This is a genomic window from Longimycelium tulufanense (genome assembly GCF_014645795.1).
Taxonomy (GTDB): Bacteria; Actinomycetota; Actinomycetes; order Mycobacteriales; family Pseudonocardiaceae; genus Longimycelium; species Longimycelium tulufanense.
This window is the reverse complement of record NZ_BMMK01000010.1, coordinates 92,588-117,421: the sequence shown is the minus strand read 5'-3', so window position 1 is coordinate 117,421 and position 24,834 is coordinate 92,588. Positions and strand designations below refer to the sequence as shown.

Sequence of the window (24,834 nt, the reverse complement as noted above, 5' to 3'; positions counted from 1 at the left end):
GCCGATCGCTGAGCCTGTCTTTCACTCCCACCGCCCGCCCGTCCCTGCACGCTCACTCATCAACCACCGGTGTGCGGAACCTGATCATTGCGGCGACCGCTGGTGGTGACGGGCATCGTCATCCGATCGACGCCTCTTCCTGCCTGCACGCCGGGCGACCTTTACCATGCGCAGCGTGCCCGACGTGACGCGGTACCGCGGCTGGCTGGTGGCGGCGGTCGCCACCGCGGTGACCGTGGGCCTCGTCGCCGTCTCCTTACCCGGCTCCGAAGGACCGACGCCACAGAGCGCCGAGTCCCCGCTCGTGGCCGCCGGCCGTCCCTCGCCGCCCGCCAGCACCACCGAGCCCACCACTTTGGCCGACCGCGCGGCCGACCCCACGACGGACGCCCCGGCCGATCCGAGGGCCGCGGCCGTGCGCGACCTCCTCGACCGGCGCGCCCGTGCCCTCCTCGCACACGACGAGGAGGGGTTCCTGTCCACCGTCGACCCGCAGAGCAGCACCTTCCGCACCACCCAGCGCTCCCTCTTCCGCAACCTGGAGAACCTGAACTTCGACGACTGGGCGTACCAGGTGGACCCCGTCGATGTCGTGCCACCGCCGGCCCTGGGCGCCAGCGTTCCGGCCGCCGACGAGCTGTGGGCACCCAGGGTCGAACTCCGCTACGCCCTGACCGGAGGCGACACCACACCCACCACGCGTTCCCTGGGCTACCTCTTCGCCCGCCGTGGTCACCAGTGGTACCTCACCTCCGACACCGCCCTGGAACCACGGGGCCGCCGCACTTGGCGCGGCCCGTGGGACTTCGGCCCGTGCCTGTCCACCCGCACCGCCCGCGGCCTCGTGGTCGCGCACCCCAGCAACCAGGCGATGGCGGTGAAGGTGGCGCGGGAGCTGGACGCGGCGACCCACGCCGTGTCCGAGGTGTGGGGCACCAACTGGCCCCAGCGCGTGGTCGTGCTCCTGCCGGAGACCCCCGGCGAGCTGCAGGCCCTGGTCGGCCCGAACTTCGCCGTGGACGGCATCGCGGCGGTCGCCGTCGCCGACCGCGTCGACCCGGTCGCCGGCCACGTGGAGGGTGCCCGGGTGGTGCTGAACCCGCGGACCGCGGCGCACCTGTCCACCACCGCGTTGCGTGTGGTGCTGCGGCACGAGATCACGCACGTGGCCGCGCGAGGCGCCACCGTCGACGGTGCCCCGATGTGGATCCTGGAAGGCTTCGCCGACTACGTCGGCTACCGCAACAGCGGGCTCACGGCCGTGCAGGCCGCACCCGAGCTGGCCCGTCTCGTCCAGACCCAGGGGCCGCCGGCGAGCCTGCCCGACAACAGCGAGTTCTCCTTGTCCGGCAAACGGCTCGACATCGCCTACCAGATGTCGTGGTCGCTGGCGTCCTATGTGGCCGAGCGCGGCGGGCAGGACGCCCTGGTCCGGCTCTACCGACGCATCGCGGCGGCCGGCCCGGGCCAACCATCCCTTGTGGACGATGCATTGCGGGAAGCCCTGGGCATCGATCGTCAGGGGCTGCTCGCGGGCTGGCAGGAGTACCTGCGCGCTACCTTCCGCTGATCGCATCACCCGATAGACGGTTACTCTCACCCGGTGCGGCGCACCCTCCTCATCACCAACGACTTCCCGCCCCGCCCCGGCGGCATCCAGGCGTACCTGCACGCACTGGCGAGCCGGCTCCCCGCGGACAGCCTGGTCGTGTACGCGCCGTCGTGGCAGGGGGATGCCGGCGCGCACCCCGAGTTCGACGCGCGGCAGCCGTTCCCGGTCGTGCGGCATCCCGGGTCCCTGATGGTGCCGTCCCCCGATGTCCTTCGCCGGGCCCGTGAGGTGTTGCGCGCGGAGCGCTGTGAAGCTGTCTGGTTCGGTGCGGCGGCCCCGCTGGCGTTGCTGACGTCGTCATTGCGCGAGGCCGGGGCGCAGTGGGTGGTGGCCTGTGCGCACGGCCACGAGGTCGGCTGGTCGATGCTGCCCGGGGCACGGCAGGCACTGCGCCGGATCGGGGAGACGGTGGACGTCGTCACCTTCGTCAGCCGCTACACCCGTTCCCGCTTCGCGTCGGCGTTCGGGCCACTGGCCGCACTGGAGCATCTTCCCTCCGGTGTGGACACCGAGTTGTTCCGCCCGGACCCGGTCGCCAAAACGGAGTTGCGTCGCCGCTACCGGCTCGGCGACCGGCCCGTGGTCGTCTGCGTGTCCCGCCTGGTGCCGCGCAAGGGGCAGGACATGTTGGTCCGGGCGCTGCCGGAGATCCGGCGACGGGTGCGGGACGCCGCACTGGTGTTGGTGGGTGGCGGGCACCACGCGCGCCGGCTCGCCCGGATGGCCGAGAGCGTCGGGGTGGCCGGGCACGTCGTCTTCGCCGGGTCGGTGCCCTGGGCGGAGCTGCCCGCGCACTACGCGATGGGCGACGTGTTCGCGATGCCCTGCCGCACCCGGGGTGGCGGGCTCGACGTGGAGGGCCTGGGCCTGGTGTTCCTGGAGGCCTCCGCCAGCGGGCTGCCGGTGGTGGCTGGCGACTCGGGAGGCGCCCCGGAGACGGTGCGCGACGGCGTGACCGGCCACGTGGTCGACGGCCGCTCCGTGCCCGCGGTGGCCGCGGCCGTCGCCGACCTGCTCGCCGACCCCGAGCGAGCCGGCCGGATGGGCGCGGCCGGCCGGGCCTGGGTGTCGTCCCAGTGGCGCTGGTCCGACCTCGCGGCCCGCCTCGCCGACCTGCTGAGCTGGTGATCCCGGCCCGGATGTGCCACGCCGTTTCGCCCGGTGAACCCACTTGTCCACAGGTCGGCCGACGATCCACAGGCCGCAGGCCACCGCTTGAACCGCCCTCTTCTTGATCGCTAGGCTCGACCCGGGGCTCGCCCCCCGTGGAGGGCGGGGGTGTGTCCCCACGGGGCAGCGCCGGACAGCCCGAAAAGAGGCCGGCACACCGGACCGGAAGGCCACAGCCGGGCCGGGTGTCCTTCGAGCGGGGCAGCCCTGGCCGGGGCGGGCCAAAGCCGGTTTGGCAGACTCGCCACGTGCGCGTCTACCTGGGAGCGGATCACGCGGGCTTCGAGCTGAAGACCCACCTCGTCGAGCACCTGTCCGGCCGCGGCCACGAGGTCGTCGACGTCGGCCCGGCGACCTTCGACCCGCAGGACGACTACCCGCCGTTCTGCATCGAGACCGCCCGCCGCGTGGTGGCCGACCCCGGCAGCCTCGGCATCGTGATCGGCGGCTCCGGCAACGGCGAGCAGATCGCCGCCAACAAGGTGCCCGGCTGCCGCGCCGCCCTGGCCTGGAGCGTGCAGACCGCCCAGCTCGCCCGCGAGCACAACGACGCCCAGGTGATCGGCGTCGGCGCCCGGATGCACTCCACCGACGAGGCCACCGAGATCGTCGAGGCGTTCCTGACCACGCCCTTCTCCGAGGGCGAGCGGCACGCGCGCCGCATCGCCATGCTCACCGAGTACGAGAAGACCGGTCAGCCGCCGGCGCTACCGACGAGCTGAGCCCCGCCGCCGACCATGGCCGAGCCGCGACGCCCACCGATCGGCTGGCTGATCACCCCGCTGGTCGGGGTGATCAGCACGGCGCTCGGCGTGACGGTCCTGTTCCTCGGGCAGGCCCGCCTGGTGCCGTGGCTCGCCGGCGGCGTGGAGAACGTCTGCGGAACCGTCGACTGTGGACTCGGCGTCGGCGTTCTGTTGCTGTTCTTCGGTTTCCTCGTCGTCAGTTGCGCGATGGTCGCGGGCACCGTGGTCGGCCTGCGCCGCCGTGACGACACCGACAACCGGCGCGCGGTGCGCCGCGGCCTCGCGGTCGCGGGCTGGAGCCTGCTCGCCTACGCGGTACTGTCCGTCGTCGCCTGGTGGCCACAGGCGTAGGTTCTGCGCTATGCCCGAGGGACACACGCTGCATCGGCTCGCGCTGCTCCACCAGCGTCGCTACGCCGGCGCCCCGGTCGCGGTGTTGAGCCCCCAGGGACGCTTCGCCACCGAGGCGTCCACACTGGACGGCCGGGTGCTCGAGCGGGCCGAGGCGCACGGCAAGCACCTGCTCCACGTCTACGGCCCCGATCTCGTGGTGCACATCCACCTCGGGCTCTACGGCACTTTCCGCGAGCAGCCGCTGCCGGTCGAACCGCCCCGAGGGCAGGTGCGCATGCGCCTGGTCGGCCCGACCCACTGGACCGACCTGCGCGGCCCCAACGCCTGCCGGCTGCGCACCGAAGCCGAGATCGACGCCCTGCTCGCCCGGCTCGGGCCCGATCCGCTCCGCCCGGACGCCGATCCGGAACGCGCCTGGGCCCGCATCTCCCGCTCCCGCACCGCGATCGCCGCCCTGCTGCTGGACCAGTCGGTCGTCGCGGGCGCCGGCAACGTCTACCGCGCCGAAGTCCTGTTCCGGCACGGCATCCATCCGCTGCTCCCCGGCCGCGACCTGGGCAGGGCACGGTGGCGCGAGCTGTGGGCCGACCTGGTGGACCTCATGCGGGAGGGCGTGCGCACCGGGCGCATCGACACGGTTCTCCCGGAACACGACCCCGCGGTCACCGGACGCCAGCCACGCCAGGACCCCCACGGCGGCGAGGTCTACGTATACCGTCGGGCCGGCATGCCCTGCCTACTGTGCGGCACGCCCGTTGCCATGGCCGAGCTGGTCGGCCGCAAGCTCTACTGGTGCCCCACCTGCCAGCCGGAGGCGTGACACCGGCCGCCCGCTGACACGGGCACGCCACAGGTGGCCAGCTCTCCGGTGAAGGCCACCACGTGAGAGGCCAGCCGCGCCACGTGAGGCCAGCGGGCCGGAGCGAGAGACCCGGAGCCGACCGGAAGCCCACGGGCACAACGAGAAACCTCACCGGGTCACCAGAATCAGCAGGAACAAAGGCAACGGCCGGTGCCCGGAGAACCCGGGCACCGGCCGCACGTCCAACGAAGGCGGCTACCAGTCGAAGCCGCCGTCGAAACCCCCGTCGAAGCCACCGAAGTCGGCGCCGGCGTCACCCCCGGCATCGCCGCCGAAGTCCTGGTCACCCGCGTCCGCACCGGTGTCGCCGCCGTCACCGCCGGCGGGCACGTCGGCGAACGACGCGGCCGCGGCGGCCCCGGCCATCCCGGAGAACAACGCCCCGAACAGCAGCGCCGAGCCCACACCCCAGGCACCGGCCACCAGCGCCGGCTTCCACCACGGCTCGCTGTACCAGCCCTGCGGCACCGGCCGCCCAGAGACCATGCCGCCCGGGTAGTAGTGCGGCGTCGTCGAGGTGGGCTGCGGGGAGGCGGAGTACTGGTGGCCCTGCACCGACACCGTGCGCTCCTCGCTGACCTGGCCGGCCTGCCGCTGGCCCGCGAGCCCGGGCAGCTCCGGCCCGGGATCCATGTCCATCGCGATCCGGGCCGCACGCACGTAGTACAGCCCCTCCATGGCGGTCTGGACGACCAGCTGGCACTGCTGCTTGGTGTTCGCCTGCTCCATCTGGGAGCCGGCCGCGGTGTAACGCTCGGAGGCGTCGGCGAGCGCCTGCTTGGCCGCGTCGGTCGTGCCGACCAGGTTCATCACCTGACCGCCCAGCCGTTCCACCCAGCGTCGTGCCTCGGCCTTGGCGTCGGCGAGTTCCCGCTCCCTGGCCGCGCCCTGGTTGCGCATCCAGAACACCACCCCGGCGGCAACCAGTGCGAGGAGCACCACCACAACGAGGAATTCCACGGACCTGCCCTCCACCGACCGCGTACCGCGGCCGCATTGCCCCTGACGGAGTACCGACTGAACTCCGGCATTATCGACAAATGTCGACCCTGTCCGGACAACGAGTGGGTGGATGAACCGGTTCCCTCACCCCAACGGATCAGAAGATCTCCGGACAGTGCGGCGCGCGCTCGGTCGCGAACGCTCGGTCGACCGCGGCAACCGTACCCGGCGCCCGCTCCCGAACCCGCTGCGCCGCCGCGAGCACCGACAGGCGCGTGCCACCCAGGAAGATTGCCCCCAGATCGGCGACGTCGAGCTCGAGCCGCGGCGCGTCCGCGCATCGAGTGACCGTCGCGGTACCCGCCTCGTCGACCCGTAGCCGCCACCGGCCGCTGTTCCACGGGCAGAACGCGTCCGCGACGCCCAGGACGGTGTCCAGCGTGGCCGAGTACCGCCGGGTCGGCAGCGCCCGGTCGAGGTCCACCAGCCGCACCCACAGGCCGTTCTCGACTCGTGTCTCGACCAGGTCCGGGTTGACCAGCAGGTGTGGCAGCGGGGCGTCCGCGGCAGCGATGTGATGCACCACCTCGATGGCGAGGTCCATGTCGAGCAGGTACCGCCAGAGCGCCGCGCATGCCTGCGGGGTCAGCGCGACGATTTCCCGGACCCGAAGCTCGTATCGCGGACCGCGAACGCCCCAGCCGACCTTTGGCCGGTAGCTCGCGTAGCCCTCCGGATGCATCGCGAAGTGGTACGGGCCCGCCCCGTCCCGTCCGCTCGCCTCGTCGAAGTACAGCCGGTCCCACGTGGCCTCGGAACGGGAAACCCAGCCAACGGCGTCGGCCGCGGCCTTGGCGTGCAGCTCCCGCATGAGCGGCATGGCCTTCCCGCGGGGCAGCTCACGGATCCGGGCGTTGCCCGTCTCCACGCCGGGACGGAACGCCACGCCCCGCGCGACCGAGTGCGTGACGTGGTAGCTGGCGAGGCCGTACCCGAAGCGACCGTAGATCGCGCCCTCCGAGGCGTGCAGCGCCGCGATGGGTTCCCGGCCGTTGTCGTGCAGGCCGTGTAGCTGGGTACGCATCAGGGCGGTCAGCAGGCCCCGCCGTCGCTGGTCGGGCGCCACTCCCACGCCGCTCACGGCGGCGACCGGGACCGGCCCCACGCCGGGCAGCGTCATGTCCTTGCTGATGATCGTCCCGCAGCCCAGTAAGGATCCGTCGGTGTCGAAGATCCCGTGCGTACGGGGGACTTCCCAGAGCGAGCGGATCACCTCGAGATCCGCATCGGTGAACTCGTCGAGGAACGCGTGGTTGAGAAGCCGGATGCAGGGCTCGAGTTCGGAGTCGGTGACGGGGCGGACGATCGGAGTGATCTCGGGCACGCATCCTTGCTACTCCGGCGCAGGCGTCTTCTCGACTGGTTTTCCGGTAGCCCTCGGCCGCATGAACCCCGTCCAGGAGCCGAGACGACGAGCTGCCGGTCAGCTTCGCCCGGCGTGAACGCGCGGGTGGTGCTCGACCGATGCAGGCACCGGCGGAACGACGGAGGCCCAGATCGGGGAGTGATCCCCGATCTGGGCCTCGGCACCGGGAGCGGGTGACGGGAATCGAACCCGCACAACCAGCTTGGAAGGCTGGGGCTCTGCCATTGAGCTACACCCGCTTACGCCCCCATCGGTGTGGGTGCGTTCAACAGCTTAGCGTGTCGCGCTAGGCTACTCGCGCGCACCGGGGTCACTGGTGTGCAAACGGGGTGTGGCGCAGCTTGGTAGCGCACTCGCTTTGGGTGCGAGGGGCCGTGGGTTCAAATCCCGCCACCCCGACGGACCAGCAGGGCCGTCTCCGTCCGCGGAAGACGCGGGCGGGGACGGCCCGTTGGTTCTGTGGCGGCCGGTCCTGTCCCGATCAGTCGGTGAGATGGCGCGCAGCCGCCCCTCGAACAGCGCCGCCCCAGCCAGGACGTGGTGAGTCCCCTGCAACAGAAGTGCGATCCTGCGGCCGGTGTGTCCGTAGCACACGCATGAGCCGCAGTCGCCCGTGCCGCCTGGGGCGACGTCCTCGCCTGCCGAGCCCGCGCGACCGTACCGCGGTGAGGCCGACCCCGAGCCAGGGGCCATCGAGGTGCTGGGCCGAGGTGAGCGACCAGGTCGTGGTCACGGCGGCCCGGACGCTCCCGCCGAGCCGCCGTCCTCCGATACGCTGCGTAGTCATCACGCCGGCCAGCTCCGCGGTGCCCGTCACCGAACGCAGCACTGTCCCACCCGGTCGCGGTGCGCATCACGCCGTCCCGAGCCGGGCGAGGCGGCCGCCACCCGACGGCCTAGACTTGGCCGGACGTGGGTGCGCCGCCGTCGGGCGAGGCGCGCCATCCTGTCCTACCTGCACGCCTGTTCCATCGAGGAGACCCCGTGAAGAGCACCGTCGAGCAGCTGAGCCCGACGCGCGTCCGGATCAACGTCGAGGTGCCGTTCGACGAGCTCAAGCCGAGCTTCGATCGCGCGTACCGGAAGCTCGCCCAGCAGGTCCGCATCCCCGGCTTCCGGCCGGGCAAGGCGCCGGCCCGGGTGCTGGAGAGCCGGATCGGTCGTGCCCCGGTGCTCGACGAGGTGGTCAACGAGGCCATCCCGGCCAAGTACTCCGAGGCCGTGACCGCCGGTGACGTGCGCGCGCTGGGCCGCCCGGAGATCGAGGTCACCAAGCTGGAGGACGGCGAGGTGTTGGCGTTCACCGCCGAGGTGGACGTTCGCCCCGACATCGAGCTCCCGGCCTTCGACGGCATCACGGTCAGCGTGGACGACGTCGAGGTCACCGATGAGGACGTGGCCAAGCAGCTCGACGAGCTGCGCGCCCGGTTCGGCACGCTGACCGGCGTGGAGCGCCCGGTGCAGCAGGGCGACTTCGTCGTGCTCGACCTGTCCGCCACCGTCGACGGCGCCGAGGTCGAGGACGCCCGCACCAACGGCCTGTCCTACGAGGTCGGCTCCGGCCAGCTGGTCGAGGGCATCGACGACGCCCTGCTCGGCGCCTCCGCCGGCGAGACCCGCACCTTCACCACCACCCTGGTCGCCGGCCCGCACGCCGGTAAGGACGCCGAGGTCAGCGCGATCGTCACCAGCGTCAAGGAGCGCCAGCTCCCCGAGGCCGACGACGAGTTCGCCCAGCTGGCCAGCGAGTTCGACACCCTCGAGGAGCTCGTGGCCGACCTGCGCGAGCGGCTGGCCCGGGTCAAGCGCATGCAGCAGGCCATGCAGGCCCGGGACAAGGTCCTGGAGGAGCTCGTGGCCGCGGCCGAGGTGCCGCTGCCCGAGGCCGTGGTCGAGGCCGAGGTGGGCATGCGCAAGCACGACGCCATCCACCCGTTCGACCACGACGAGAAGCGCTTCGCCGAGTGGCTGGAGTCGCAGGGCCAGACCGTCGAGGACTTCGACCGGGAGGCCCGGGAGGACGCCGAGCGGGCGGTCAAGACGCAGCTGCTGCTGGACGCCGTTGCCGACACCGAGGAGCTGGGCGTCTCCGACCAGGAGCTGACCGAGCGCATCGTGTACCAGGCGCAGCGGTTCGGCGTTAGCCCGGACGAGTACGTGCAGCGCGCCCAGCAGTCCGGCCAGCTCGGCGCCATCTTCGCCGACGTGCGCCGCGGCAAGGCGCTGGGCGTGGTCGTGCGGCAGGCCACGGTGACCGACGCCGCCGGTGACCCGATCGACCTGTCCGACCTGTTCGGCGAGGACAGGGCCGGCGAGGCCGAGGCCGGTGCGGAGCCCGCCGAGGCCGGGCAGAAGCAGTGAGCGCCGAGCGTGCCGGGACCATTCCCGACACGCTGTAAGCGAACGCGGGCGGTGTCGGGAAGTCGGCGCCGCCCGCCTTCGTTAGGGTCGGTTGCAACAGGGCCTGTCCGGCAGGCCGCAAGAGCATCGAAGGACCACGGCGAGGAGCCCGCTGGCGTGCGCCGCCGGCCGCTCGTCAGCCGACCACCAGGGAGAAAGCAGGCAGACGTGACGCAGCACCTGACAGTTCCCGAGGGCGGCCCCGCGCTCCCGCAGCTGCGGGGCGGGGCAGGGAGCCTGACGCTCAACGACTCGGTGTACGAGCGGCTGCTCCGCGAGCGGATCATCTTCCTCGGTCAGCAGGTCGACGACGCCATCGCGAACCAGATCTGCGCTCAGCTGCTGCTGCTGGCGGCCGAGGACCCGGAGCGGGACATCTCGCTGTATGTCAACTCGCCGGGCGGCTCGGTCACCGCGGGCATGGCGATCTACGACACGATGCAGTTCGTCGAGTGCGACATCGTGACGGTGGGGATGGGCCTGGCCGCCTCGATGGGCCAGTTCCTGCTGTGCGCCGGTAGCCCGGGCAAGCGCTACGCGCTGCCGCACGCGCGGATCATGATGCACCAGCCCTCGGCCGGGGTGGGCGGCACGGCCTCGGACATCAAGATCCAGGCCGAGGTGTTCTCCAAGCACAAGCGGGAGATGGCCGAGCTGACGGCGCAGCACACCGGCCAGCCGGTCGACCGGATCATCACCGACTCCGACCGGGACCGCTGGTTCACCGCCAACGAGGCCCTGGAGTACGGGTTCGTCGACCACGTCATCAGCCGCGCCGCCCAGCTGCCCGGCGCCGGGACCGGCAGCAACTGAGGTATCCGAGGAGAGACCAGTGAGCCAGCTCTACACACCGCAGTCGCGGTACGTGCTGCCGTCCTTCGTCGAGCGCACCAGCTACGGGATCAAGGAGTCCAACCCGTACAACAAGCTCTTCGAGGAGCGCACCATCTTCCTCGGAGTGCAGATCGACGACGCGTCGGCGAACGACGTGATGGCACAGCTCCTCGTCCTCGAGAGCGAGGACCCGGACCGCGACATCTCGCTGTACATCAACTCGCCGGGCGGTTCGTTCACCGCGCTGATGGCCATTTACGACACCATGCAGCACATCCGGCCGGACATCAGCACCTTCTGCCTGGGCCAGGCGGCCTCGGCGGCGGCGATGCTGCTGGCCGCCGGCACCCCCGGCAAGCGGTTCGCGCTGCCCAACGCGCGGATCCTGATCCACCAGCCGGCCACCGAGGGCACCTACGGCCAGGTTTCGGACCTGGAGATCCAGGCCAACGAGATCCAGCGGGTGCGCCGGGTGATGGAGGAGATCCTGGCGGAGCACACGAACAAGAGCCCGGAGGATATCCGGGCCGACATCGAGCGGGACAAGATCCTGACGGCCGACGAGGCCAAGGCGTACGGGATCATCGACCAGGTGATGCCGAGCAAGAAGCCGGCCCGTTAGTGCACCGATGGGTGAATGTCGCCGCCTCCCGGCCCGGCCACCGGGCCGGGTCGGGAGGGGCGGCCGTCCCGACACGCCGAGCCCGGGGCAACTGCCGGGCGGGTTCACGCGTGTTGGGGCACCCTGGTGCTCCCGCTCACACCCGGTGGGCGGGTACCGTCAAGGCAGAACAGCCAGGCACACCGGACAGGCGTGTGCCGGAGGGGACAGAGGTCATCGGCCATGGCGCGTATCGGTGACGGCGGCGACCTGCTGAAGTGCTCCTTCTGCGGGAAGAGCCAGAAGCAGGTCAAGAAGCTCATCGCCGGTCCCGGTGTCTACATCTGCGACGAGTGCATCGACCTCTGCAACGAGATCATCGAAGAGGAACTCGCCGAGGCCGGGGACGTCAAGCTCGATGAGCTGCCCAAGCCGGCCGAGATCCACGAGTTCCTCGAGCAGTACGTCATCGGCCAGGACGAGGCCAAGCGCATCCTGTCGGTGGCCGTCTACAACCACTACAAGCGCATTCAGGCGGGGGAGAAGACCCGCGGCGACGACGGCATCGAGCTGACCAAGTCCAACATCCTGATGCTCGGCCCGACCGGCTGCGGCAAGACCTACCTGGCGCAGACGCTGGCCAAGATGCTCAACGTCCCCTTCGCCATCGCCGACGCCACCGCGCTCACCGAAGCCGGTTACGTTGGCGAGGACGTCGAGAACATCCTGCTGAAACTGATTCAGGCCGCCGACTACGACGTCAAGCGCGCCGAGACCGGCATCATCTACATCGACGAGGTCGACAAGATCGCGCGCAAGAGCGAGAACCCGTCGATCACCCGGGACGTCTCCGGCGAGGGCGTGCAGCAGGCGTTGCTGAAGATCCTGGAGGGCACCACGGCGAGCGTGCCGCCGCAGGGCGGCCGCAAGCACCCGCACCAGGAGTTCATCCAGATCGACACCACGAACGTGTTGTTCATTGTGGCGGGCGCGTTCGCCGGCCTGGAGCGGATCGTCCAGGAGCGGGTCGGCAAGCGCAGCCTCGGCTTCAACGCCGAGATCCGGTCCAAGCTGGAGGTGGACACCGCCGACGTGTTCGCCGACGTCATGCCGGAGGACCTGATCAAGTTCGGGTTGATCCCGGAGTTCATCGGCCGGCTGCCGGTGGTCGCCAGCGTCACCAACCTGGACAAGCCGTCGCTGGTGAAGATCCTGACCGAGCCGCGTAACGCGTTGGTGAAGCAGTACCAGAAGCTGTTCGAGATGGACGGCGTGGAACTGGAGTTCACCAAGACCGCGCTGGAGGCCGTGGCCGACCAGGCGATCCTGCGGGGCACCGGGGCGCGCGGGCTGCGGGCGATCATGGAGGAGGTGCTGCTGCCGGTCATGTACGACATCCCGAGCCGCAGCGACGTCGCCAAGGTCGTCATCACCGAGCAGACCGTGCGGGAGAACGTCAACCCCACGATCGTCGCCCGCCAGCCCACCCGACGCGAGCGGCGCGAAAAGTCCGCCTGACGGCGAGCTTCGTGAGCGAGGTCCGCGTGCCGGGAGCGCACGCAGACCTCGCTCACCGTTTGGTGGGAGCGCCGCCCCCTTCTTCTGCGGGGTGCAACCCCCACACCCCCGACCGGGGCATGCCCCCGACCGCCGTTGTGGCCGCGTTTCGTTGTCGTGTGGGGTGAGTTCCCGGACTCCCGCCTCAGGTCACGTTGAGCGGGTCCGGGTTCGGTCGCGGGAGGTCCTGCCGCTCGGCGACACCACACCACCGTGGCGGCCCGGATCGTTCCCGGGCGTGCCGTCCTTTCGCGACACTGGCTTGGCGTCGGTGCGGGAGGAGAGCGCCTTGGGTGGGAAGCACGTTCTGCTGATCCACGGGTTCACCGGATCGGGTCCGGCGCACTGGCAGCGGTGGCTGGCCGGCCAGTTCGCCGGGCAGGCCGGCGTGACCGTCGACTTTCCGACCCTGCCGGAGCCGGATCGCCCGGTGGTGGGGGAGTGGCTGCGCGTACTGCGGGAGCGGCTCGCCGCGGCGGACCCCGCCGCCGAGCTGATCGTCTTGACCCATTCGTGTGGTTCCACGTTGTGGCTGCACCACGCGGCAACGGTGAACGGGCGGGCGCGGCGTGCGGACCGGGTGTTGCTGGTGTCGCCGCCGAGCCTGGGCTGGCGGCATCCGGACGTGCGGGGGTTCCAGCCGGCGCCGCTGGAGGCGCGTGGCCTGCGCCGGGCCGCCGGGGTGACGCGGATGGTGGTGGGCAGCGACGACCCGCACTGCACGCTGGTGGAGTCGCGGGCGGTGGCCGCCCGGCTCGGGGTCGAGCTGGACGTGGTGCCGGACGGGCAGCATCTCAACACCGACGCCGGCTTCGGGCCCTGGCCGGCGGTGCTGGGCTGGGTCGTCGACCCGCGGGTCCGCCTGACCAGCCGCATGTCGCTCTCCCACCGCTGAACCCGCCGGATGACCCCGGCGGGTTGCTCACAGACCCCGGAGTTGTCCACAGCTCGCGATCAATCCGTTGCTTCCAGATTCTTTCGCTCGATAGGCTCGCCGGCTCGCCGTGGGCTGCGCAGACCCGGGCGGGCGGGGGCGTGTACCGGGCAGGGACGAGCGGCATCCCCTGCGGGTGCGAATCTGCTGACAGCACAAGTGTCTTTCGTCCACTCTGCTCGTGATTGATGGCACGGTCGTACTCCCTCCATTGGTCCTACAACACCGCCGGCCCGGCGAGGACGATCAGGGGCCGGGCGAGACCCGCTCCGCCGATCCCTGGGAGGAACCGATCGTGTCGAATGTCCGCCGCAACGTGGTCCTGCTGCTCGCCGTCCTGCTCGGGTTCACCACCCTGACCGCGACGGCTTCCGCCACCCCGCCCACCACCCAGGTCGGGGTGCGAGAGGTGGTTCTGGAGGTCACCGGGGGCATCGCCGGCATCCACGAGACGTTCGAGGTGACGCCGGACAGTGCCCACCCCAACAAGGACCGGATCTTCACCCTGGTGCGGCAGCGTGAGTTTCGCACGCTGAAGGACCAGTACCTGCCGGAGAACCAGTGCTGCGACTTCTTCCACTACACGCTCACGGTCGCCTACACCAACGGCAGGACCAAGACGGTGGAGACGATGGACGGCGCGGACGCGCCCGAGATCCTCTTCGGGGTGATCCGGCTGATTCGCTTCAAGGGCTGACCCCCGCGCAACAGCCAGCTGTCGTGGTGCCGCAGCACGCCGAAACGTGCTGTGGCACCACGCATTCCTACTTCTCCCGCGGCACGTGCTTGCCGATGAACGTCACCATCTGCGGGTAGATGCGCTGAAAGTACTCCCCGGTGTGCCCGCCGGGCGTGATCGAGGCGAGTTTCGGCTTGGCGGCACGGATAAACCGGCGGTTGCCGGCAATGAACCAGTCCTCGCTGCCACACCACACGCCGAGCGGTACATTGCCGAGCTTGTCGATGTTCCGCAGCGGATCCATCGCCGCCCAGTCGGTGGCGTCGTGGAAGGCGTCCCGCTTCTTCATCTCCTTCCACGACAACATCAGCGCCGGCGACACCGCGGCCACCGCCTGCAGCGGCCGACCCTGCTCCCGGCGGCGTCGCGCGTACAACAGGGCACCGAACCCGCCCATCGACACCCCGGCCACGGCAAAGGGCATCCGGTCCCGGCCGCCGAGCCCACGTTCGGCCAGCCAGCGCGGGACCTCCTCCAGCAGCATCGCCATCGGATCGTCTTTCGACCGGTTGCGGTGCCAGTAACTGTTGCCGCCGTCGACCGCGACGAAGGCGAACCGTCTCGCCCCCGGCCTGCGCATCGCACGCGCCAGCGCCGACGGGATGTTCGCCAGCTCCCGCGCGGTTCCGAACCGGCCGTGCAGCATCAGGCAGACCGGAAGATCCTTGGCGCGCAGCTGATCCGGGTACACCGTCACCAGGTTGATCTCCCGGTTCCGGGCGGCCGACCGCACCTGCTCCACCCGCACGACCGGGCGCGGCTGCGGAACGGGCGCCCCCGCCACGCCGGCCGCGTGCCGCACGATCTTGCGCGGGACCTCCCGCACCGACGCACTCGTCAGTGCCGCTCCGGCGACAACGGCGCCGAGCACCCCCGAAGCCCCCAACACGACCCGCCGGCTCACCCGTGACGGACCGCGATCTTCCCCTTCACTCATTCGACCCCTCCGACTCCCTGCGCACAATCGTCCCTACGGCATTCGTGGGACGCCAGCCGAATCGGCAGTGACCGGCAACATGTGGCCGAACGGGTAACAGCTGCTGGTCCAACGGGTAAGGGGAACCGGTCAGATGGCCGATGCGACACGCAGTTCAGCAATGTCGTCAGGGGAGTATCCGAGCCAAGTAAGAACTGTCTCCGTGTGTTCACCCAGTGCAGGCACGCTCCCCGGGGTCCATTCCCCACCATCCACGGGTGGGACGAGCATGGGCACGGAACCACCCTCGGGCACCGGCACGTCGCGCCACCGCTTGCGGGCGGCGAGCTGGGGATGTTCGAGCAGCCCCAGGACGTCCCGCGTCCGGGACGCGGGCACGTCGGCGGCGTCGAGTGCCGCGAGGAGATCGCCAGCGGTCACGGTGTCGAAGTATCGACGAAGCTCGTCGTGCAGCGCGGGACGGTGGCTCACCCGGTCTGCCACTGTGCGGAACCGTGGGTCATCGGCCAGTTCCGGCCGCCCCATCACATCCGCACACAGCCGCCGCCACTGCGGATCGTTCTGCACCGCAAGATGCACGGTCCCACCATCGGCACACCGGAACGGGCCGTACGGCGCGATGCTGGCGTGATGCGCGCCGCTACGCGGCGGAATCCGCCCGGTACCAACGGCATAGAGCAGCGGCTGCTGCATCCACTCCGCCAATGCCTCCAACAAGGACAGGCGCAGCGTCGCCCCCTCGCCGATACGTTCGCGATGCAGCAGCGCGGCCAGCACCGCCGACTGAAGCTGCACCCCGGCCGCGATATCGGCCACCGAGATCCCGGTCCGGGCCGTCACCTCACCCTCGCCGGTCAGCTCGATCAATCCGGCTTCGGACTGGACCAACGCGTCGAACGCCTTCCGCTCGTCGTAGGGACCACCCTCGCCGTACCCGGACAGCTCGCCCACCACCAGCTCGGGCCGACGGGCCCGCAACGTTTCGGCGTCCACCCCCAGCCGCCGCGCCGCCGCGGGGGAGAAGTTGCACAGCACCACGTCGGCGCGCGCCACCAACCGGTCCAGCACCTCGCGCGCCGCCGGGTGCTTGACGTCCAGGGTGACCGACTCCTTGCCCACGTTGATCCAGGCGAAGTACGAGGACACCGCGCCACAGGCGCGGTCGTAGTGACGGGCGAAGTCCCCGGTCTCCCGCCGCTCGATCTTGATCACGCGCGCGCCGAGGTCGGCCAGCAACCGGGACGCGTACGGCACCGCCACCGCGTGCTCGAGGCTGACCACGACCATCCCGTCCAAGGGCTTCAAGCAATCACCTCCCCGGAGCCGTCGCGGACGCGCCCGGCCCCGGCGTAGACGTTCATCCGACTGCCGCGCAGGAAGCCCACCAGGGTGATGCCCTGTTCCTCGGCCAGCTCCACCGCCAGCGACGATGGGGCGGAGACCGCCGCCAGTACCGGCACCCCCGCCATCGCGGCCTTCTGCACCAGCTCGAACGAGGCCCGCCCGGACACCATGAGCACATGCCCGGCCACCGGCACCGAGCCGGCCAGCAGAGCCCAGCCCAGCACCTTGTCGACCGCGTTGTGCCGCCCGACGTCCTCCCGGGCCGCCACCAGGGCACCGTCGGCCCGGAACAGGGCCGCGGCGTGCAGTCCGCCGGTGCTGGCGAAGACCCGCTGCGCCTCGGCCATCGCCGCGGGCAGCGCGCTCAACGTCGGCACCGCGACCGTGGTGGCATCGCCGGCGGGCGGGAAGGACGTGCGCAGCCGCACCGCGTCCAGCGCCGCCTTCCCACACACCCCGCACGAGGAGGTCGTGTAGAAGTTGCGCTCCACACCGGTCTCCGGCGCGGCGACGTGCGGGGCCAGTGTGACGTCGAGCACGTTGTAGGTGTTCCGGCCGTCCGGTCCCTCGCCCGCGCAGTAGCGGGCGAGCGCGACGTCACCGGGCGAGGTGATGACTCCCTCGGTCAAGAGGAACCCGTGCGCGAGCTCGACGTCGTGGCCGGGCGTGCGCATGGTGACGGCGAGCGCGCGCCCGTTGACGCGCAGCTCCAGCGGCTCCTCGACGGCCAGCGCGTCCGGACGGCGGGCGATCCGCCCACCGTCGACCCGCAGTACGGGCCACCGGGTCGTCACGCGTCCCATCGGCCGTCCCTCCTCTACCGCGGGTCCTGCCCACGCCTGCCGCCGCTGCCCGGATCGTACGGGCCGTGACCTGCTGCTTTCCGCGTGTTCGAGCACACGTGACAACAACCAACCATTAACCAACCATTGTCGTGATCGTTTGGTGGACGGGGAGCGCGCAGGCCCCCCGACGCGCTCCCCACAACCGGCGCTGTCCGGCGACAGCCAGCCGCCGGGCGGAGCCCGCTACGGCGTCGTGGCGGGCTCCAGCCGGACGACGAGCGACTTCGAGGTGGGGGTGTTCGACACCTCGGCGGTGGCGTCCAACGGCACCAGCGCGTTGGCCTCCGGGAAGTAGGTCGCGGCGCAACCCCGCGCGGTGGGGTAGGCGACCACCCGGAACCGCTCGGCCCGCCGCTCCACGGGCGCGTCGCCCGCCTCCCACTCGCTGACCAGGTCCACGGTGCTGCCGTCGGCGATGCCCAGCTCGACCAGGTCGTCCGGGTTGACCAGGACGACCCGCCGGCCGCCGGAGACGCCGCGGTACCGGTCGGCCAGCCCGTAGATCGTGGTGTTGTACTGGTCGTGGCTGCGCAGCGACTGCAGCAGCAGTCGCCCGGCCGGCACCCGCGGCACGTGCAGCGGGTTCACGGTGAACCGGGCCTTGCCGCTCTCGGTGGGGAACTGCCGTGCGTCGCGCGGTGGGTGCGGGAGCACGAATCCGTCCGGCTGCCGCACTTTGTGGTTGTAGTCCTCGCATCCGGGCACCACCCGTGCGATCCGCTCCCGGACCCGGTCGTAGTCCCGCTCGAACTCCTCCCACGGCACCGGGTGATCGGCGCCGAGCACCGTGCGGGCGAGCCGGCAGGTGATCGCGACCTCCGACAGCAGGTCCGGGCTGGCCGGCGGCAGCGTGCCACGGGAGGTGTGCACGATGGACATCGAGTCCTCGACGGTGACGAACTGCTCCCCGCCGGCCCGCTCGTCCCGCTCGGTCCGGCCCAGGGTCGGCAGGATCAGGGCGGTGCGGCCGTGCACCACGTGCGAGCGGTTGAGCTTGGTGGAAACCTGTACGGTCAGCGAACACGAGCGCAGGGCCCGTTCCACCACCTCGGTGTCCGGGGTGGCGGCGGCGAAGTTCCCGCCCATACCAACGAAGACCCCGACCTCGCCGTCCCGCATCGCCCGCAACGCCTCGACCGTGTCGTAGCCGATCCGCCGCGGCACGTCGATGCCGAACTCGGTCTCCAGGGCGGACAGGAACGACTCCGGCATCCGCTCCCAGATCCCCATGGTGCGGTCGCCCTGCACGTTGGAGTGGCCGCGCACGGGGCACACGCCGGCGCCCGGCTTCCCGATCATGCCGCGCACCAGCAGCAGGTTCACCACCTCGCGGATGGTGGGCACCGCGTGCTTGTGCTGGGTGAGGCCCATCGCCCAGCAGACCACCGTGCGGCGCGAGTCGGCGAGCATCCGCCCGACCCGGGCGATCTGCTCCCGGGGCAGCCCGGTGGCCGCGTCGACCTCGGCCCAGTCCAGCGCCCCCACGTGCTCGGCCCACTCCTGGTAGCCCTCGGTGTGCCGGTCGATGAAGTCGCGGTCGGCCACCGTGCCCGGGGCCGCCTCCTCCGCGGCGACCAGCAGGTGCCCCAGAGCCTGGAAGAACGCCTGGTCCCCGCCGAGCCGGATCTGGCAGAACTCGTCGGCCAGCGGGGTGCCCCCGCCGATCACCCCCCGCGGTGTCTTGGGGTTCTTGAACCGCATCAGGCCCGCCTCCGGCAGCGGGTTCACCGCCACGATGCGGGCGCCGTGCCGCTTGGCCTGCTCCAGGGTGGCCAGCATCCGCGGGTGGTTGGTGCCCGGGTTCTGCCCCACCACCATGATCAGGTCCGCGGCCAGCAGGTCGTCGACGCTCACCGAGCCCTTGCCGACGCCGATCGTCTCGGTCAGCGCCGCGCCCGAGGACTCGTGGCACATGTTCGAGCAGTCGGGCAGGTTGTTCGTGCCCAGCGCGCGGGCGAAGAGCTGGTAGAGGAACGCGGCCTCGTTGCTGGTGCGGCCCGAGGTGTAGAAGACGGCCTGGTCGGGGCTGGTGAGCGCACCCAGCTCGGCGGCGATCAGGCCGAACGCCTCGGACCAGGCGATGGGCTCGTAGTGGGTCGCCCCGGGCCGCAGCACCATGGGGTGGGTGAGCCGGCCCTGCTGGCCCAGCCAGTAGTCGGTCCGTTCGGCCAGTTCGGCCACCGGATGCGTGGCGAAGAACTCCGGGTCGACCCGCCGCCGGGTGGCCTCCTCGGCCACCGCCTTGACCCCGTTCTCGCAGAACTCGACCACCTTGCGGTGCCCGGGGTGCTCCGGCCACGCGCAGCCCGGGCAGTCGAGGCCCGCGCGCTGGTTGAGCACCCGCAGGGCGCGCACCGCCCGGGTCGGGCCCATCTGCTCGACCCCGCGCCGCGCCGAGACCAGCACCCCGGTCACCCCGGCCGCCCAGTCCTTGGGCCGGCCGACCTCCAGCGCGGCCTCGTCGATGTCGTCCTGCGGGGGCTTACGCGTCATGGCGCCCATCCTCCGCCCGCGGCCCACCCGGGCACCAGCCGGCACCGGGTGGGCCTTCCGTTCACGCGAACGGGTGGTGTTACCCAAAGTTACTGTTACTTGTTGACACGGTTTCTAACATGACTCCATGTCTCACAAGCCGGTGACGGACACCACAGAACTGACGCGCTTCCGGGCGCTGCAGCGCCTCGCCTACGAGGGAGCCCAAGCCGTCGCCGCCACCTTGGAGCCCGGGGTCACCGAGCGCCAGGCGGCTGGCCGGCTCCGCGACTGGCTCGTGCAGCAGGGAGTGCAGGACTGGTTCCACACCCCCTTCGCCTGGTTCGGCGACCGCACGGCCTTCCGCCACTTCCGCACCCCGCTGCAGTTCTTTCCCACCCGGCGGCGCCTCACCGAGAACATGCCGTTCATCCTCGACTGCGCCCCCGTGCGGGACGGGTATGTCGCCGACATCGGCTACGCCGGGGTGCTGGGGGAGAACCGGATCTTCGACCGCCTGATCTCGGACCTGCGGGAGTATCGGGAACTGATCGTCGACCGGGTCCGTGCCGGGCACACGCTCCGGCAGATCTACGACGAGGTCGACGCGCTGATCGCCCGGCACGGCTACGACAGCCGGCACCGCGTCTACCCGGGCCGGGTCATCGCGCACCAGGTGGGCAAGGTGAGGTCCCGGCTGCCGAAGTTCATCGTCGCCGGCTTCGGTGTCCGCTCGTTGCGCACCCTTGTCGGGGACCTGGTCGTCGAGCGGATGCACCACCGATCTCCGCTGTGGGCCAACGGGAAGATCTCGAACCACCCGGCCACGCCGGGACTGTGGGCGGTGGAGCCGCACATCGGCTTCCGCGACGTGGGCGTCAAGTTCGAGGAGATCCTTGTGGTGACGGAGAACGACGCCTACTGGCTCGACGACGATCTGCCGCACGTGCGGCGGTGGAACGGTTCGGAGGCCGCATGAGCGATGCCTGTCGGTGTCCGGTTCGCGGCGGCCGGTTGTTCATGCCCTGCAGGAAAAGTCTGGCTCCCCGGGGCCCTGGTGCCCCCTCGCCACCACCTGTGACCGAATCCTGGCAAGGGCACCGGATCAACGGGTGGGAGGTGCGTGCCCTCGGCCGCTCGCGCCCCCTCCGACCAGTTGACAGCGCCCACGAGATCCCCATGTGGCGCACCAACCTCCCCACAGGCCAACGCCTGTCCCGCGGAACCCAGGAGGACGCCGCATGACACAGCAGGTCCTTTCCCCCGCAGCCCGGGTGGTTACTCCCGACAACGTGAAGCTCGCCGTGCGCGAGTGGGGCGACCCGGCGGCACCGGCGGTCGTGTGCGTCCACGGCTACCCGGACAACGGCTCGGTCTGGGACGGCGTCGTCGCCCAGCTCAGCAACCGCTACCGCGTCGTCGTCTACGACGTTCGCGGCGCGGGCGAGTCCGACCACCCCCGGCACAAGGACGCGTACCGCCTCGACCGCCTCGCCAACGACCTGGCGGCCGTGATCGACGCGGTGAGCCCGGACCGCCCGGTGCACCTCGTCGGCCACGACTGGGGCGCCATCCAGTGCTGGCACGCGGTGACCGGCGACCGCCTCCGTGGCCGCGTTGCCTCCTACACCTCGATCTCCGGCCCCTGCCTGGACCACGCCGCCCACTGGTTCCGCTCCCGACTCCGCCCCAGCCCGCGCGACCTGCGCGAGCTGCTCACCCAGGCCGCCTTCTCCTGGTACATCGGCTATTTCCACCTGCCGCTGCTGCCGGAGCTGGGGTGGCGGACCGGTGTCGCGCGCCGCGTCATGTCCTGGATGCGTCGCCTCGACAAGGGGGCCAGGGCCAGCGTTCCGGAGAACCGCACCGTCCTGGCCGACGCCCTGCACGGGCTGCGCCTCTACCGGACCAACATGCTGCCGCGCCTGCGCCGCCCCGAGGAACGCAGGACCGACATCCCGGTCCAGGTCCTGGCACCCAGCCGAGACGCCTTCGTCAGCGTCCCCCTCCAGACCGACATCGCCCGGTGGGTGCCCGACCTGCGGGTCCGTCACGTCGCCGGGGGCCACTGGCTGCCCTCGAGCCGCCCTGACCTGGTCGCGCGCTGCGTCAGCGAGCTGGTCGACCACGTGCAGGGCGGCCAGGAGACCCGGCCGCTACGCCGGGCCCGGGTGTCCGCCGCGCCCCGCAGCCGGTTCGCCGACCAGCTCGTGGTGATCACCGGCGCGGGCAGCGGCATCGGCCGCGCCACCGCACTGGCCTTCGCCGACGCCGGCGCCGAGGTCGTGGCCACCGACATCGACGAGGCGGCTGCGGCGCGCACCGCGGAACTGGCACACCTCCTCGGTGCCCGGGCACACGCGCACGCCGTCGACGTCTCCCACGGCAACGCCGTGTACCAGCTCGCCGAGCAGGTGCGGGCCGACCTCGGCGTGCCGGACATCGTGGTCAACAACGCCGGGATCGCCGTGTCCGGGTCGTTGCTGGTGACCAGCGAGGAGGACTGGCGGCGCATCATCGACGTCAACCTCTGGGGCGTCATCCACGGCTGCCGCGCCTTCGCCGAGCAGATGGTCGAGCGCGGCGAGGGCGGCCATCTGGTCAACGTCGCCTCGGCCGCGGCCTACCTCTTCACCCGGATGCTCCCGGCCTACTCCACCACCAAGTCCGCGGTCCTCACGCTGACCCAGTGCGCACGGGCCGAGCTGGCCGCCGAAGGCATTGGCGTCACCGCGATCTGCCCCGGCTTCGTGAACACCAACATCACCCGCAACGCCCGGTTCGTCGGCGTGACCGCCGAGGAACAGGAGCGTCACCGCCGGGTCGCAAGCCGGCTGTACGGACGGCGCAACTACACCCCGGATCGCACCGCCCGCCACATCCTGCGGGCCGTGGAGCGCGACGTGCCGATCGCGCCCATCACGCCCGAGGCCAAGGTCGGCCTCGCCCTGTCCCGGCTCACCCCCGGGCTGCTGCGCGCCGGCGCCCGGTTCGATCTCACACCGCACTGAAATCCCTCCGGGAGGTCCCCATGGCGCATCCCGAACACCGGGCCGACGAGGTCGACGAGGTCGTCCTCCACCCCCGCGACGTCGCCTTCGACTGGTCGAAGCTGCCGCTGCACTGGGTGCCCGGCGACCCGTTCGCCACGCACGTGATCAACGTCCTGCACCTGCTGCTGCCCGCGGGCGAGCGGTGGTTCGTCTCGGTCCTCAAGCAGGCGCTGCCGTTGATCAGGGACGAGAAGATCCGTTCGGACGTGCTCGGCTTCATCGGGCAGGAGGCCGTGCACGCCGAGGCCCACCACAGCGTGCTGGAGCACCTGCCCTCGCAGGGCCTGGACCCCACGCCCTACACCCGGCAGATCGAATGGTTCTTCGAGCGGATCCTGGGCGACCGCGAGCTGACCGGGAAGGCCGCGGAGGAGTGGCTGGTCGAACGGCTGGCCATCATCGCCGCCATCGAGCACGTCACCGCGTTCCTCGGCCAGTGGGTGCTCGACGCCCGGGCCCTGGACGAGATCGGCGCCGACCCGACCATGCTCGACCTGCTGCGCTGGCACGGCGCCGAGGAGGTCGAGCACCGCTCGGTGGCCTTCGACCTCTACATGCACGTGGACGGCCGCTACCTGCGCCGGGTCCGGGCGATGCTCGTGGTGGCCGTGGTCATGTCCTGGCTGTGGGCCCGCGGCGTGCGGTTCCTGATGCGCACCGACCCGCACCTGCGCGGCCTGATCAAGCCCCGGTGGCGGGACCTGCGGCGTACCAGGCGGCTCGGCCGCACCCCCGGCTACCTGGACGTACTGCGCTCGCTGGCGCGCTACTTCCGGCGCTCCTACCATCCGTCGCAGGAGGGCTCGACCGAGCAGGCCGTGGCCTACCTGGCGGTGTCGCCGGCGGCAAGGGCGGCGGAGCACCGGTGACCACGACCCGCCCGCGCGACTACATCGTTCCGCCCGACCTGCAGGGCCGGGCGGACCGGGACCGGCTGTGGGGAGTGATCCGCTACGCCGCCGCCATCTACTCGGGGGTGGCGCGGCTCGGCCAGCACCCGCCGGTACAGCCGGTGGACCGTGACCTGCACGTCGTGATCGAGCGCAAGGAACGGGTGGCGGACGGCGCCGTCAGCCTGCGTCTCGTCGCGGCCGACGGCGGGCCGCTGCCACGCTGGCGGCCCGGCTGCCATCTCGACGTACTGCTGCCCTCCGGCCGGCTGCGGCAGTACTCGCTGTGCGGAGACCCGACCGACCGCTCCGCCTACCGGATCGCGGTACGGCGCATCGAGGACGGCGGCGGGGGATCGCTCGAGGTGCACGACACGCTGCGGAAGGGCGACGAGCTGAGGGTGCGCGGCCCCCGCAACGCCTTCCCCTTCCTGCGCTCGTCCCGATACCTGTTCATCGCCGGCGGCATCGGGATCACCCCGATCCTGCCGATGGTGCGGACCGCGCAGCTCCGCGGCGCCGACTGGCGTTTGGTCTACACCGGGCGCACCCGCGACTCACTGCCGTTCCTGGACGAGCTCCACGCGCTGTGCCGGGGCCGGGTGCGGGTCCGTGCGGACGACGAGCACGGGGGCCTACCCGATCCCGCCGACCTGCTGGCCGGGACCCCGCCCGACGCCACCGTCTACTGCTGCGGACCGCCACCGCTGATCGAGGGTGTCCACCGGTTGCTGCCCGTCGACCGTCCCTTCCACTACGAGCGGTTCAGCCCGCCGCCGATCGTCGACGGCACGCCGTTCGAGGTCGAGCTGCGCGGCAGCGGGCGGGTCCTGCCCGTGCCGGCCGACCGTACGGCGCTGGAGGTCGTCCGCGAGGTCCTCCCCGACGTGGCCTACTCCTGCCAGCAGGGGTTCTGCGGCACCTGCCGGGTACGGGTGCTGGCCGGGGTCGTCGATCATCGTGACCACGTGCTCACCGACGACGAGCGCGCCGAGGAGATGACGATCTGCGTCTCCCGGTCCCGGGGCGGCCGGATCGTGCTCGACCTCTAGGACAATCGGCCGCGCGGGGCCGTGGCATGGGGTCGCGGGGCCGGAGGTGAAGCAGGTGCGGATC

General features: G+C 71.4%; 21 protein-coding genes and 2 tRNA genes. 16 read left to right on the top strand and 7 right to left on the bottom strand.

The window, feature by feature from the left end; all coding sequences use genetic code 11:
- The first annotated feature begins 175 nt into the window (after positions 1-175).
- The 5 genes from IEY55_RS12745 to IEY55_RS12725 all read left to right on the top strand — a co-directional run bounded on the left by IEY55_RS12745 (position 176) and on the right by IEY55_RS12725 (position 4,702).
- A complete protein-coding gene (locus IEY55_RS12745) occupies positions 176-1,570 on the top strand; it encodes a peptidase MA family metallohydrolase (protein ID WP_229686312.1) in 1,395 nt (464 codons plus the stop codon).
- A 33-nt stretch (positions 1,571-1,603) separates the two neighbouring features.
- Positions 1,604-2,740: a glycosyltransferase family 4 protein gene (locus IEY55_RS12740; RefSeq protein WP_189057345.1), complete on the top strand. Its 1,137-nt coding sequence runs from the start codon at positions 1,604-1,606 to the stop codon at positions 2,738-2,740.
- A 290-nt stretch (positions 2,741-3,030) separates the two neighbouring features.
- Positions 3,031-3,504, top strand: a complete 474-nt coding sequence (locus IEY55_RS12735; protein WP_189057343.1) for a ribose-5-phosphate isomerase — start codon at positions 3,031-3,033, stop codon at positions 3,502-3,504.
- 15 nt (positions 3,505-3,519) lie between these two features.
- Positions 3,520-3,879 (top strand): hypothetical protein, encoded by a 360-nt coding sequence (locus tag IEY55_RS12730; RefSeq protein WP_189057341.1) that lies wholly within the window; start codon positions 3,520-3,522, stop codon positions 3,877-3,879.
- A 10-nt stretch (positions 3,880-3,889) separates the two neighbouring features.
- Positions 3,890-4,702 (top strand): Fpg/Nei family DNA glycosylase, encoded by an 813-nt coding sequence (locus tag IEY55_RS12725; protein WP_189057339.1) that lies wholly within the window; start codon positions 3,890-3,892, stop codon positions 4,700-4,702.
- 237 nt (positions 4,703-4,939) lie between these two features.
- On the opposite strand, the gene IEY55_RS12720 is transcribed toward IEY55_RS12725, so the two are convergent.
- The 3 genes from IEY55_RS12720 to IEY55_RS12710 form a co-directional block, all read right to left on the bottom strand.
- On the bottom strand, positions 4,940-5,704 hold the full coding sequence (locus IEY55_RS12720) for a hypothetical protein (RefSeq protein ID WP_189057337.1): 765 nt from the start codon (positions 5,702-5,704) through the stop codon (positions 4,940-4,942).
- 139 nt (positions 5,705-5,843) lie between these two features.
- Positions 5,844-7,070, bottom strand: coding sequence for a GNAT family N-acetyltransferase (locus IEY55_RS12715; protein ID WP_229686311.1), 1,227 nt, complete (start codon positions 7,068-7,070; stop codon positions 5,844-5,846).
- Positions 7,071-7,280: 210 nt separating this feature from the next.
- Positions 7,281-7,351, bottom strand: a tRNA-Gly gene (locus IEY55_RS12710).
- Positions 7,352-7,437: 86 nt separating this feature from the next.
- On the opposite strand from IEY55_RS12710, the gene IEY55_RS12705 reads away from it, so the two are divergent.
- The 7 genes from IEY55_RS12705 (at position 7,438) to IEY55_RS12675 (ending at position 14,135) form a co-directional block, all read left to right on the top strand.
- A tRNA-Pro gene (locus IEY55_RS12705) sits at positions 7,438-7,511 on the top strand.
- A gap of 585 nt (positions 7,512-8,096) precedes the next feature.
- Complete coding sequence (tig, locus tag IEY55_RS12700; protein WP_189057336.1) at positions 8,097-9,473, top strand: trigger factor; 1,377 nt, start codon at positions 8,097-8,099, stop codon at positions 9,471-9,473.
- 255 nt (positions 9,474-9,728) lie between these two features.
- Complete coding sequence (locus IEY55_RS12695) at positions 9,729-10,325, top strand: ATP-dependent Clp protease proteolytic subunit (protein ID WP_189057520.1); 597 nt, start codon at positions 9,729-9,731, stop codon at positions 10,323-10,325.
- A gap of 19 nt (positions 10,326-10,344) precedes the next feature.
- Complete coding sequence (locus IEY55_RS12690; RefSeq protein ID WP_189057334.1) at positions 10,345-10,968, top strand: ATP-dependent Clp protease proteolytic subunit; 624 nt, start codon at positions 10,345-10,347, stop codon at positions 10,966-10,968.
- A gap of 222 nt (positions 10,969-11,190) precedes the next feature.
- A complete protein-coding gene (clpX, locus tag IEY55_RS12685; protein WP_189057332.1) occupies positions 11,191-12,465 on the top strand; it encodes an ATP-dependent Clp protease ATP-binding subunit ClpX in 1,275 nt (424 codons plus the stop codon).
- Between the two features lie 328 nt (positions 12,466-12,793).
- On the top strand, positions 12,794-13,399 hold the full coding sequence (locus tag IEY55_RS12680) for an RBBP9/YdeN family alpha/beta hydrolase (protein WP_189057330.1): 606 nt from the start codon (positions 12,794-12,796) through the stop codon (positions 13,397-13,399).
- Positions 13,400-13,733: 334 nt separating this feature from the next.
- Positions 13,734-14,135, top strand: coding sequence for a protealysin inhibitor emfourin (locus tag IEY55_RS12675; protein ID WP_189057328.1), 402 nt, complete (start codon positions 13,734-13,736; stop codon positions 14,133-14,135).
- 67 nt (positions 14,136-14,202) lie between these two features.
- On the opposite strand, the gene IEY55_RS12670 is transcribed toward IEY55_RS12675, so the two are convergent.
- From IEY55_RS12670 to IEY55_RS12655, 4 genes are all read right to left on the bottom strand, one after another.
- Positions 14,203-15,081 carry an alpha/beta hydrolase gene (locus tag IEY55_RS12670; RefSeq protein WP_308424753.1) on the bottom strand — a complete coding sequence of 293 codons (879 nt, stop codon included), beginning with the start codon at positions 15,079-15,081 and terminating at the stop codon, positions 14,203-14,205.
- A gap of 162 nt (positions 15,082-15,243) precedes the next feature.
- A complete protein-coding gene (locus tag IEY55_RS12665; protein ID WP_308424752.1) occupies positions 15,244-16,419 on the bottom strand; it encodes a CaiB/BaiF CoA transferase family protein in 1,176 nt (391 codons plus the stop codon).
- On the bottom strand, positions 16,416-17,261 hold the full coding sequence (fdhD, locus tag IEY55_RS12660; protein WP_189057324.1) for a formate dehydrogenase accessory sulfurtransferase FdhD: 846 nt from the start codon (positions 17,259-17,261) through the stop codon (positions 16,416-16,418). Before fdhD ends, IEY55_RS12665 begins: the two co-directional genes overlap by 4 nt.
- 225 nt (positions 17,262-17,486) lie before the next feature.
- A complete protein-coding gene (locus tag IEY55_RS12655; protein WP_189057322.1) occupies positions 17,487-19,796 on the bottom strand; it encodes an FdhF/YdeP family oxidoreductase in 2,310 nt (769 codons plus the stop codon).
- Between the two features lie 127 nt (positions 19,797-19,923).
- Here IEY55_RS12655 and IEY55_RS12650 point away from each other — a divergent pair, with 127 nt between their 5' ends.
- The 4 genes from IEY55_RS12650 (at position 19,924) to IEY55_RS12635 (ending at position 24,770) form a co-directional block, all read left to right on the top strand.
- Positions 19,924-20,754 carry a M24 family metallopeptidase gene (locus tag IEY55_RS12650; protein WP_189057320.1) on the top strand — a complete coding sequence of 277 codons (831 nt, stop codon included), beginning with the start codon at positions 19,924-19,926 and terminating at the stop codon, positions 20,752-20,754.
- A 262-nt stretch (positions 20,755-21,016) separates the two neighbouring features.
- Positions 21,017-22,786 carry an SDR family oxidoreductase gene (locus tag IEY55_RS12645; protein ID WP_189057318.1) on the top strand — a complete coding sequence of 590 codons (1,770 nt, stop codon included), beginning with the start codon at positions 21,017-21,019 and terminating at the stop codon, positions 22,784-22,786.
- Positions 22,787-22,806: 20 nt separating this feature from the next.
- Complete coding sequence (locus IEY55_RS12640; protein ID WP_189057316.1) at positions 22,807-23,697, top strand: metal-dependent hydrolase; 891 nt, start codon at positions 22,807-22,809, stop codon at positions 23,695-23,697.
- Positions 23,694-24,770, top strand: a complete 1,077-nt coding sequence (locus IEY55_RS12635) for a PDR/VanB family oxidoreductase (RefSeq protein ID WP_373290003.1) — start codon at positions 23,694-23,696, stop codon at positions 24,768-24,770. Before IEY55_RS12640 ends, IEY55_RS12635 begins: the two co-directional genes overlap by 4 nt.
- Positions 24,771-24,834: the final 64 nt, after the last annotated feature.

Excerpts from the sequence above, each read along its gene's own strand:
- IEY55_RS12640 (WP_189057316.1), top strand. The coding sequence starts at position 22,807 with ATGGCGCATCCCGAACACCGGGCCGACGAGGTCGACGAGGTCGTCCTC.
- clpX (WP_189057332.1), top strand. The coding sequence starts at position 11,191 with ATGGCGCGTATCGGTGACGGCGGCGACCTGCTGAAGTGCTCCTTCTGC.
- IEY55_RS12730 (WP_189057341.1), top strand. The coding sequence starts at position 3,520 with ATGGCCGAGCCGCGACGCCCACCGATCGGCTGGCTGATCACCCCGCTG.
- IEY55_RS12650 (WP_189057320.1), top strand. The coding sequence starts at position 19,924 with ATGTCTCACAAGCCGGTGACGGACACCACAGAACTGACGCGCTTCCGG.
- IEY55_RS12655 (WP_189057322.1), bottom strand. The coding sequence starts at position 19,796 with ATGACGCGTAAGCCCCCGCAGGACGACATCGACGAGGCCGCGCTGGAG.
- fdhD (WP_189057324.1), bottom strand. The coding sequence starts at position 17,261 with ATGGGACGCGTGACGACCCGGTGGCCCGTACTGCGGGTCGACGGTGGG.
- IEY55_RS12725 (WP_189057339.1), top strand. The coding sequence starts at position 3,890 with ATGCCCGAGGGACACACGCTGCATCGGCTCGCGCTGCTCCACCAGCGT.
- IEY55_RS12645 (WP_189057318.1), top strand. The coding sequence starts at position 21,017 with ATGACACAGCAGGTCCTTTCCCCCGCAGCCCGGGTGGTTACTCCCGAC.